The 11052-nt window shown below is 70.4% G+C and carries 6 protein-coding genes and 2 pseudogenes; 1 reads left to right on the plus strand and 7 read right to left on the minus strand.

Annotation, left to right across the window (positions count from 1 at the left end):
- Positions 1-113 precede the first annotated feature (113 nt).
- From gap to uvrA, 7 genes and pseudogenes are all read right to left on the minus strand, one after another.
- On the minus strand, positions 114-1139 hold the full coding sequence (gap, locus tag VGZ32_RS00100) for a type I glyceraldehyde-3-phosphate dehydrogenase (protein ID WP_326883646.1): 1026 nt from the start codon (positions 1137-1139) through the stop codon (positions 114-116).
- 445 nt (positions 1140-1584) lie between these two features.
- The gene (gene whiA / locus VGZ32_RS00105) at positions 1585-2583 is read right to left on the minus strand and encodes a DNA-binding protein WhiA (RefSeq protein WP_349263421.1); all 999 of its coding nucleotides are present in this window, start codon (positions 2581-2583) and stop codon (positions 1585-1587) included.
- A 267-nt stretch (positions 2584-2850) separates the two neighbouring features.
- Positions 2851-3849, minus strand: a complete 999-nt coding sequence (locus tag VGZ32_RS00110) for a uridine diphosphate-N-acetylglucosamine-binding protein YvcK (RefSeq protein WP_326883648.1) — start codon at positions 3847-3849, stop codon at positions 2851-2853.
- The gene (rapZ, locus tag VGZ32_RS00115; protein WP_326883649.1) at positions 3846-4760 is read right to left on the minus strand and encodes an RNase adapter RapZ; all 915 of its coding nucleotides are present in this window, start codon (positions 4758-4760) and stop codon (positions 3846-3848) included. The genes VGZ32_RS00110 and rapZ overlap by 4 nt, the downstream gene beginning before the upstream one ends.
- Positions 4761-4875: 115 nt before the next feature.
- Positions 4876-6876, minus strand: a complete 2001-nt coding sequence (gene uvrC, locus VGZ32_RS00120) for an excinuclease ABC subunit UvrC (protein WP_326883650.1) — start codon at positions 6874-6876, stop codon at positions 4876-4878.
- A gap of 173 nt (positions 6877-7049) precedes the next feature.
- Entirely contained in the window at positions 7050-7556 is a 507-nt protein-coding gene (locus tag VGZ32_RS00125) for a Rieske (2Fe-2S) protein (RefSeq protein ID WP_326883651.1), read from the minus strand.
- Between the two features lie 169 nt (positions 7557-7725).
- A pseudogene (uvrA, locus tag VGZ32_RS00130) lies at positions 7726-10602 on the minus strand (excinuclease ABC subunit UvrA); the annotation flags it as partial.
- A 312-nt stretch (positions 10603-10914) separates the two neighbouring features.
- Between uvrA and VGZ32_RS28515 the strand changes: the two are divergent.
- Positions 10915-11052, plus strand: a pseudogene (locus tag VGZ32_RS28515) (MBL fold metallo-hydrolase); the annotation flags it as partial.

The raw sequence follows: 11052 nt of genomic DNA on the forward strand, positions 1-11052 counted from the left end.
TACGGGATCCCGCCCTAGGGTGTGGGCGGGCTGGTCAGGCAGAGGCCCGCGGAACACCGGCGGTGTCCGCGGGCCTCGAGCCACGGTGCGTCCACGTCGCGGGACGCCGCTGGTTACAGCTGGGCGCCGACGTGCTTGATCAGGTCGATCAGGCGGTTCGAGTAGCCCCACTCGTTGTCATACCAGCCGACGACCTTGGCCTGGGCGCCCTGCACGAGCGTCAGCTTCGAGTCGAAGGTGCAGGAGGAGGCGTCGGTGACGATGTCCGAGGAGACGATCTCGTCCTCGGTGTAGGTCAAGAAGCCCTTGAGCGGGCCCTCCTGCGACGCCTTCTTGAACGCCGCGTTGACCTCTTCCTTGGTGGTCTCGCGGGACAGGTCGACGGTCAGGTCGGTGACCGAGCCCACCGGGACCGGCACGCGGAACGCGAAGCCGTCCAGCTTGCCCTTGACCTCCGGGATGACCAGCGAGATGGCGCGGGCGGCCCCGGTGGAGGTGGGGATGATCGACTGGGCGGCGGCGCGGGCGCGGCGCAGGTCGATGGTGCCCTTGCGGGTCAGCGCGATCTGGTCGAGCAGCTGCTGCTCGGTGGTGTACGCGTGGATCGTGGTCATCAGGCCCTTCTCGATGCCGAACTCGTCGAGCAGGACCTTGACCAGCGGGGCCAGGCAGTTGGTTGTGCAGGAGGCGTTCGAGATCACGTGGTGCTGGGCGGCGTCGTAGTTGTTCTCGTTGATGCCCATCACGATCGTGATGTCCTCGCCGGTGGCCGGCGCGGAGATGATGACCTTCTGCGCGCCCGCGTCGATGTGCTTGCGGGCGTCCTCCGCCTTGGTGAACAGGCCGGTGGACTCGACGACGACGTCGGCGCCGAGCTCCTTCCACGGCAGCGCGGCCGGGTCCCGCTCGGAGACGACCTTGATCTCCTTGCCGTTGATGACCAGGCCGGCCTCGGTGGCCTCGACGGTGCCCGGGAAGCGGCCGAGGTTGGTGTCGTACTTGAGGAAGTGGGCCAGGATCTCCGGCTTGGTGATGTCGTTGATGCCGACGATCTCGATGTCGGCGCCGGAGGCCAGGGTGGCCCGGAAGAAGTTGCGGCCGATGCGGCCGAAGCCGTTGATGCCAACGCGGGTCGTCACGAACCGGTCTCCTCGCTCCTCCGCGCCGGGCTGCGGGGCCCCCGCCACCCGGCTGCTGGTGGTGTTCAGTCTGTGGATTCTGTCTCAACCTACCGTGGCCGGTCGGCGCGGTGCGAACCGGCCCGGATTTTGGTATTACCAGCTGGTAGCACGGGGGTGACGAGAAACTCTAAAGCGCTTCTTGGGGTCACATCCGTCTCAGCGGCTGGGACGATTACGCCCAAACGTGCTCATCCCCACACCGCGTCCGCGGACGGAAATCACAGTGAACTGATGCGGGCGCACATGCCGGGACTTCAACGCAGGTTAATCGGCATGCGACCAGTGGCGGCGACCGGTGCCGACCCGCTTTCGCATCCCGCTTTAAGACGGGCGGTCATCTTGAAACGGACGGAACCCCGAGGCCAGTTATAGCGGCCCTTTAGCCCCGCACCCCGCTCGGCTCTCAGTCCGCGCCGACCCCGGCCTCCGCGAACAGTTCGGGCGTCAAGCTCGCCTCGGTGCCGGGCAGGCCGAGCTCCGCCGCGCGACGGTCTGCCAGAGCCAGCAGCCGCCGGATGCGCCCGGCCACCGCGTCCTTCGTCAAGGGCGGCTCGGCCAGCGCGCCCAGCTCCTCCAAGGACGCCTGACGGTGCTCCAGCCGCAGCCGCCCCGCCACCGCCAGGTGCTCCGGCGCCTCAGCCCCGAGGATCTCCAGCGCCCGGCCGACCCGCGCTCCCGCCGCCACCGCGGCGCGGGCCGAACGCCGCAGGTTCGCGTCGTCGAAGTTGGCCAGCCGGTTGGCGGTCGCGCGCACCTCTCTGCGCATCCGCCGCTCCTCCCAGGCCAGCACCGACTCGTGCGCGCCGAGCCTGGTCAGCAGCGCGCCGATGGCGTCGCCGTCCCGGACCACGACCCGGTCGACGCCCCGCACCTCGCGGTTCTTGGCCGACACGCCGAGCCGCCGGGCCGCGCCGACCAGCGCCAGCGCCGCCTCCTGCCCGGGGCTGGTGATCTCCAGCGCGGAGGAGCGCCCGGGCTCGGTGAGCGAACCGTGCGCCAGGAACGCCCCGCGCCAGGCCGCCTCCGCGTCGCACACCGAGCCGGAGACGACCTGCGGCGGCAGGCCGCGGATCGGCCGTCCCCAGCCGTCCACCAGGCCGGTCTGCCTGGCCAGCGCCTCGCCGTCCTTCACCACCCGCACGATGTACCGGCTGCCGCGCCGCAGCCCGCCCGGCGCCATCACGCCGAGCTCGGAGGTGTGCCCGTAAACCTCGGCGATGTCCTTGCGCAGCCGCCGGGCCGCGGCGGCGGTGTCGAGTTCGGCCTCGATCACGATGCGGCCCTGCACCAGGTGGATCGACCCGGCGAACCGCAGCAGCGACGCGGCCTCCGCCTTGCGGCAGCAGGGCTTCACCACGGTGAGCCGGCTCAGCTCATCCTTTACCGCCGCGGTCATCGCCATCGCCTCGCGGCCTCCTCATCGCCTCGAAAATCCCCGTAAAGCCCGCCAATGGCAGCCAGGCCGGAGGCCGGCCGGTCCCATCACGTGCCCCCACATCGCTGTAGCGTAACGGCCCACCCACCCCGGGCCTTCCCGTTCCCGCTTCCGCGTCACCGATCAGGATGACACTCGGACGGGCCAATCGGCAGCCGGTTGACAAAAGTCACCAAGCGGATACGCGGGGGTGGCACCGGGCGCCGGGGATCCGTGCGTGACTCCGTCCGCAGGTCAGGCGAGGATCACGCGCAGGGCCGCTGCCAGGCGCTCGGGGTCGTGGTACGGCACGCCGCCGTCCGCCGCGACCTCCGCCATATGCACCCGCGCACCGAGGGCCGACGCCGCCTTCGCGAGGTGTTCGGCCTCGTCGCGCGAGCGTATCGAGGACGGGTCCACCAAGACCGCGTCCAGCTGCAGCGCCGGGGCGTGCGCGGCCAGGACCTCGACATGGTCGGCGGCGGTGTAGCCGTCGGTCTCGCCCTTCTGCGGCACGAGGTTGAGCACGAGCAGCCGCCGAGCGGAAGTCGAGATCAGCGCTTCTGCCAGCCCGGGTACCAGGAGGTGCGGAAGCACGCTGGTGAACCAGGACCCGGGTCCGAGGATCGCCCAGTCCGCCTCGCGGATCGCCGCGACCGCCTCGGGTACCGCGGGCGGGGCATCTGGCAGGAGACGCACTGACAGCACCTCGCCCGGCGTCTTGGCCAGCGCGTGTTGTCCGCGCACCATGGACAACTCGTCCGGCTGCGCGGGGTTGGCGCCGCGGACGACCGCCTCGATGTGCAGCGGGACCGCGGACATCGGCAGCACCCGGCCGCGCGCCCCGAGCAGCCTGCCGACCAGGTCGAGCGCGCCGACCGGGTCCTGCAGCTGCTCCCACAGCGCGACGATCAGCAGATTGCCCAGCGCGTGGCCGGCCAGTTCGCCGGTGCCGGAGAAGCGGTGTTGCAGGGCGCCGGCCCAGGTGCGGCCCCACTCGTCGTCGCCGCACAGCGCGGCGAGCGCCATCCGCAGATCGCCCGGCGGAAGGACTTCGAGTTCCCGCCTGATCCGGCCGCTGGAACCACCGTCGTCGGCCACTGTCACCACGGCGGTGAGCCGGTCGGTCACCCGCCGCAGGGCGGACAGACACGCGTGCAAGCCGTGCCCGCCGCCGAAAGCCACCACCCTGGGTTTGCCCGTGCTGCCACCCGATGTCGCCGCGTCGGCAGCATCGGCGCTGCTTTCGATCACTCGCGTCCCATGTCCCGGTGGACCACTGTGGTGTCCACACCGTCGTCGTTCAGACGCGCCGCGATCTGCTCGGCCATCGCGACACTACGGTGTTTCCCGCCGGTGCACCCTACCGCAAGGGTCAGATAACGCTTTCCCTCCCTTCGGTATCCCGCGGTGATGGTGCGCAGGACGTCGCCGTACGACTCCAGCAGCTCCTTGGCGCCAGGCTGGGCCAGGACGTAACCGCTGACTTCGGGCTCGAGGCCGGTGTGCGCGCGCAGCTCGGGGATCCAGTGCGGATTGGGCAGGAAGCGGCAGTCGACCACCAGGTCGGCGTCGACCGGCAGCCCGTATTTGAACCCGAACGAGATCACGGTGGCGCGCAGGTCGGGCTCGCGTTCGCCGGAGAACACGCTCTCCAGCGCCGTGCGCAGTTCGTGCACGTTGCGGGTCGAGGTGTCGATCACCACGTCCGCCTCGCCGCGCAGTTCGCGCAGCAGTTCCCGCTCCCGGGTGATGCCGTCGGTGATGCGGCCGTCGCCCTGGAGCGGGTGGGGGCGCCTGACGTTCTCGAACCGCCGCACCAGGACGTCGTCCGTGGAGTCCAGGAAGACGATCCGGTGGCGCAGACCGCCGGACTCGATGTGCCCGAGCGCTTCGTGCAGGTGCTCGAAGAAGGAGCGGCCGCGCACGTCGACCACGACGGCGATGCGGGGCACCGAGCCCTGCGTGCGCGCGGCCAGCTCCACCATGGTCGGGATCAGGCTGGGCGGCAGGTTGTCCACGACGAACCAGCCGAGGTCCTCCAGGACCTTGGCCGCGGTGGACCGGCCGGCCCCGGACATGCCCGAGATCACCACGAGCTCGGGCGGCTCCCCGCCCGGCGCGGTGTGCTCCTCTTCTGCCTCTTCCCTGTTCGCCATTTCCATCGCGTCCCCCTTGGATTCGGTGTGCCGCTGCGGCGTCGGGGCTGCTCCCGGCCGGGCCGGGACCCCATCCCCTGGTGTTCGGATGCTCAAATCAAGTGTCGCCCCCCGGCGCGCTTCACGCCCCCTCTTCGATGATCTCACCGGTCGCCGTGTTGACGGCCACGACCTTCCCGGCGCGCCGGGACGACGCCGCGGCCAGGGCCTCGGCGATGGCCGCGGCGGTGGCCGGACCGATTCCGGGCACCTCGGCGAGCTGCTCCGCCGAGGCGGCCTTGAGCGCCTTGACCGATCCGAAGTGTTTGACCAACGCCTTGCGCCGCACTTCACCGAGACCGGGTACCCCGTCGAGCGCGCTTTCCGTCATCGACTTCGACCGCTTCTGGCGGTGGAAGGTGATGGCGAAGCGGTGCGCCTCGTCGCGCACGCGCTGGAGCAGGTACAACGCCTCGCTGGTGCGCGGCAGGATGACCGGGTCCTCGCGGTCCGGCTGCCAGATCTCCTCCATCCGCTTGGCCAGGCCGGCGACGGCGACCTCGTCGATGCCGAGTTCGGCCAGGGCCCGCGCGGCGGCGGCCACCTGGGGCGGTCCGCCGTCGACGAGCACCAGCTGGGGCGGATAGGCGCTGCGGCTGAGCCGGTCGCCGTCCTCGAGGTCCGGCGCGGGCTCCGGGTCCTCGCCGAGCTCCCCCGCCGGGATCAGCGCCTCGCCGCGCTTGGCGGTCTCGGCGAGGTAGCGGCGGAAGCGGCGGGTCAGCACCTCGTGCATGGAGCGCACGTCGTCCTGGCCCTCGAAGCTCTTGATGGTGAAGCGGCGGTACTCGGACTTGCGCGGCAGGCCGTCCTCGAACACGACCATCGACGCGACCACGTTCGTGCCCTGCAGGTTCGAGATGTCGTAGCACTCGATGCGCAGCGGGGCCTGGTCCATGCAGAGCGCGTCGGCGATGTCCTGCAGCGCCTGGCTGCGGGTGGTCAGGTCGGAGGCACGCTTTGTCTTGTGCAAGGCGAGGGCCTGCTTGGCGTTGCGCTCGACGGTCTCCATCAGGGCCCGCTTGTCGCCGCGCTGCGGAACGCGCAGCTCGACGCCGTTCCCGCGCAGAGTGCTGAGCCAGGTGGCGACGGCGGCGGAGTCCTCCGGCAGCGCGGGCACTATGACCTCGCGCGGGACGGCCTCGCCGCTCTGGTCGCCGTAGAGCTGCTGGAGGAAGTGCTCGACCAGGCCGCCGGTGTCCAGCTCCTCGACCCGGTCGACCACCCAGCCGCGCTGGCCGCGCACCCGGCCGCCGCGCACGTGGAAGACCTGGACCGCGGCCTCGAGTTCGTCCTCGCTGATGCCCACGACGTCGGCGTCGGTGCCGTCGCCGAGCACGATCGCATTGCGCTCGAGCACCCGCTCCAAGGCGGCGAGGTCGTCGCGCAGCCGGGCGGCCTTCTCGAACTCGAGCTCGGCCGCGGCCTGCTTCATCTCGGTCTCCAGCCGCTTCGTATACGCGGCGGTGTGCCCGGCGAGGAAGGCGCAGAAGTCGTCCACGACCCGCCGGTGGTCCTCAGGCGTGATCCGGCCGACGCAGGGGGCTGAGCACTTGCCGATGTAGCCGAGCAGGCAGGGCCGGCCGGAGAGCTCCGCGCGGCGGTATACGCCATTGGAACAGCTGCGCATCGGGAAGACGCGCAGCAGTGCGTCCACGGTCTCCCGGATGGCCCACGCATGGGCGTAGGGGCCGAAGTAGCGCACGCCCTTGCGCTTGGGCCCGCGCATCACCTGGACCCGGGGGATCTCCTCGCCGACGGTCACGGCGAGGCTGGGGTACGACTTGTCGTCCCGGTAGCGGACGTTGAACTTGGGGTCGAACTCCTTGATCCACGCGTATTCGAGCTGGAGCGCCTCGACCTCCGTGGCCACGACCGTCCATTCGACCGAGGCCGCCGTGGTGACCATCGCCTGGGTCCGTGGGTGCAGCGCGGCGAGGTCCTGGAAGTAGTTGGACAGCCGCGACCGCAGGCTCTTGGCCTTGCCCACGTAGACGACGCGCCCGTGCGGGTCGCGGAAGCGGTAGACCCCCGGCTGGGTGGGGATGGAGCCGGGGGCCGGTCGATAGGTCGCCGGGTCGGTCACATCCCCACCCTAGTGCGCGCGGGTGACAGCGCGGGGCCGGGGAGGCTAGAGGGTCTAGACCTTTGGTGGAGTGCGACCGAGGCGGGCGGCCGTTCGCGTGTCAGTCGGTGCGGCTGGCGCAGCCAAGTCGCCCGGGTTCGGTGACGCGCCGGGGGGCGCCGTCACGCCACGACTCAGGACGCAGTGATCTGTCCGTTGGAGACAGTGATGTTCTTGGCGGCGAGCGGCGCCTGGGCCGGGCCTTGGATGACCGAGCCGTCTGAGGCGCTGAACAGCGAGCCGTGGCAGGGGCACTGGATCACGTTGTGGGCGACGGCGGCGACGGTGCAGCCCTGGTGCGTGCAGATCGCGCTGAAGGCCTTGTAGGTGCCGGCGGCCGGCTGGGTGATCACGATCTGGGCGCTGGCGATGATCTCGCCGCCGTTCAGCGGGATTCTCGAGGTACTCACCGTCACTGCGCCGTTCGCAGCCGCGTTGGCCGGGTTGGCCGGGTTGGCCGGGTTGTTGGAGGAGTTGCCGCAGGCGGCCGCCGCGACCGCGACCGCGGCGACGGCGGCGCCCGCTCCGGCGGTACGCAGGAGCACCCGCCTGCTGAAGTCGTCCGGCCGGTCACCGTTCCCGCGGCACGGAGCGGCGCTGTGCTCGTCGGCGATCTGGCACCGGGTCAGTTCGTCGGCCATGGGTCGAGACGTCTCCTTCGCGAAAAAGGGCGCGAGGCCCGGCCTAGCCGCGGCCGGGATCGACGCTCTCACGCTCCCACGGGAAACGGAAGAGCCGACACCGAGGGTTCACCTGCCAGGCCGCGAACTGCGCCGACGTCTCCTCACGCCACGCCGGGAGGTCGGCTCAGGCCGCCAGGATCTCCTTCAGGAACCGGCCGGTGTACGAGGACTTGATCGCGGCCACCTGCTCGGGTGTTCCCTCGGCGACCACCGTGCCGCCGCCCCGGCCGCCCTCCGGGCCCATGTCCACGATCCAGTCGGCGGTCTTGATCACGTCCAGGTTGTGCTCGATCACGATCACCGAGTTGCCGGTGTCCACCAGCCGCCCCAGAACCCCGAGCAGCTTGCGGATGTCCTCGAAGTGCAGGCCGGTGGTCGGCTCGTCCAGCACGTAGACCGTGCGGCCGGTCGAGCGCCGCTGCAGCTCGGAGGCCAGCTTCACCCGCTGCGCCTCGCCGCCGGACAGCGTGGTGGCGCTCTGGCCGAGCCGGACGTAGCCGAGGCCGACGTCGTTGAGGGTCTTCAGGTGCCGCGCGATGCCGGGGATCGGCTCGAAGAACTCCAACGCCTCGGCGACCGGCATCTCCAGCACCTCGGAGATCGTCTTGCCCTTGTAGTGCACCTGGAGCGTCTGCTCGTTGTACCGGCGGCCGTGGCAGACCTCGCAGGGTACGTAGACGTCCGGCAGGAAGTTCATCTCGATCTTGATGGTGCCGTCGCCCTGGCAGTTCTCGCAGCGCCCGCCCTTGACGTTGAACGAGAACCGGCCGGGCTGGTAGCCGCGCACCTTCGCCTCGGCGGTCTCCGCGAACAGCCGCCGGATGTGGTCGAACACCCCGGTGTAGGTGGCCGGGTTCGAGCGCGGGGTGCGGCCGATCGGCGACTGGTCCACGTGCACCACCTTGTCGAGGTGGTCGACGCCGGTGACCCGGGTGTGCCGCCCGGGGACCGCCCGCGCGCCGTTGAGCTCCCGCGCCAGGTGTGTGTAGAGGATGTCGTTGACCAGGGTCGACTTGCCCGACCCGGACACCCCGGTGACCGCGACGAAGCAGCCCAGCGGGAACGCGACGTCGATGTCCTTGAGGTTGTGCTCGCGGGCGCCGTGCACCGCGAGCATCCGCCCGCGGTCGATCTGCCGGCGCTGCTTCGGGATCTCGATGCGCATCCGGCCGGACAGGTAGGCGCCGGTGAGCGACTCCGCGGAGTCGAGCAGGTCGGAGACCGGGCCGGAGACGACGACGTGCCCGCCGTGCTCGCCCGCGCCCGGGCCGATGTCCACCACCCAGTCGGCGACCTTGATGGTGTCCTCGTCGTGCTCGACCACGATCAGGGTGTTGCCGAGATTGCGCAGCCGCACCAGGGTCTCGATCAGCCGGTGGTTGTCCCGCTGGTGCAGCCCGATCGACGGCTCGTCGAGCACGTACAGCACGCCGACCAGGCCGGAGCCGATCTGGGTGGCCAGCCGGATGCGCTGCGCCTCACCGCCGGCCAGGGTGGCGGAGGCGCGGTCCAGCGACAGGTAGTCCAGGCCGACGTCGACCAGGAACTGCAGGCGCTCGTTGACCTCCTTGAGCACCCGCTCGGCGATCTGCGCCTCGCGCGCCGAGAGCTTCACCTCCTTGAGGAAGGCGGCGCACTCGGCGACCGGCATCGCGGCGACCTCGGCGATCGACTTGCCGCCGCTGTGCGGACCGTCCGCCTGCTGTGGGCCCTCCCCCAGGGTCACGGCGAGCACCAGCGGCTTGAGGCGCGTCCCCTTGCAGGCGGGGCACGGCGCCTCGCGCATGTAACCCGCGTGCTTCTCCCGGGCGCTGTCCGACTCGGCCTCGGCGTGCCGGCGCTCGATCCACGGGATGACGCCCTCGAAGCCGGTCGAGTAGGAGCGGGTGCGGCCGAAGCGGTTGGTGTAGCTGACCGTCACCTTGTGGTTGTGGCCGCTCATGACGGCCTTGCGGGCCTTCGGCGGCAGCTTGCGCCAGGGGGTGTCCAGGTCGAAGCCGATCTCGTCGGCCAGTCCCTGGAGCAGGTGGCCGAAGTAGTCGGAGGCCTGGCCGGTGCCGGACCAGGGGGCGATCGCGCCGCCGCTGATCGACAGGTCCGGGTCGGGGATGATCAGCTCCTCGTCGACCTCCATCCGGATGCCGAGGCCGGTGCACTCGGGGCAGGCGCCGAACGGCGAGTTGAACGAGAAGGAGCGCGGCTCGAGCTCCTCGAAGGAGATGTCGTCGTACGGGCAGTACAGGTGCTCGGAGTACATCCGCTCGCGCTGCGGGTCGTCCTCGGGCAGGTCGACGAAGTCCAGCGTGATCATCCCGCCGGCCAGGCCCAGCGCGGTCTCGATCGAGTCGGTGAGGCGCCGCTTGGCCGAGGCTTTGACCGCGAGCCGGTCGACGATCACCTCGATGGTGTGCTTCTCCTGCTTCTTGAGCACCGGAGGCTCGGCGAGCTGGATCACCACGCCGTCCACCCGGGCCCGGCTGTAACCCTTGGTCTGCAGCTCGCGGAACAGGTCGGCGTACTCGCCCTTGCGCTCGCGGATCACCGGGGCGAGCACCTGGAAACGGGTGCCCTCGTCCAGCTCGAGCACCCGTTCGACGATCTGCTGCGGGGCCTGGCGGGAGATCGGCCGCCCGCACTGGGGGCAGTGCGGCCGCCCGGCGCGCGCGTACAGGAGCCGTAGGTAGTCGTAGACCTCGGTGATGGTGCCGACGGTGGAGCGCGGGTTCTTCGAGGTGGACTTCTGGTCGATGGACACGGCGGGCGAGAGGCCCTCGATGAAGTCGACGTCGGGCTTGTCCATCTGCCCCAGGAACTGCCGCGCGTACGCCGAGAGCGACTCGACATAGCGGCGCTGCCCCTCGGCGAAGATCGTGTCGAAGGCGAGCGAGGACTTGCCCGAGCCGGACAACCCGGTGAACACGATGAGGGCGTCGCGCGGCAGGTCCAGCGAGACGTCCTTGAGGTTGTGCTCTCGCGCTCCACGCACGATCAGCTTGTCCGACACCGTGGCTCCTAGCTCCCGACCCTGTTCCCACCGACTCGATACCCGCTGGACTTCCGGACCGCCGCCCGCGTGGGGACACTCCGAAAACATGCTAGGCGCACCCACCGACAGGCTTCGCCGTTCCCGTGGAACCCCACTCTGACCGGGGTCGGACACCTAAGATCGGACACGGACCGGATGCGCGGATCGGAGATGCATGGCCGCGCCCCACTGCGGGAGAGTGGTCCTATGACAGTCGATCCCCGCTCCCCCGATTTCGATGCGGCCGACCTGCTCGAATTCGAAGCGACGGACTGAAGAGGGAGCCGAGCTATGGCTTACCACGGACACGTGATGGTCGGTGGCCCGCCCGACGTGCGCGAACTCCCCGCCCTGGTGATCACCAAGGTCGCGGTCGGCCCGTACGACAACAACTCATACCTCCTGCGCTGTCGCTACAGAGGCGAACAG

It is taken from the genome of Actinocrinis sp., assembly GCF_035938995.1.
Lineage (GTDB): Bacteria > Actinomycetota > Actinomycetes > Streptomycetales > Catenulisporaceae > DASZGI01.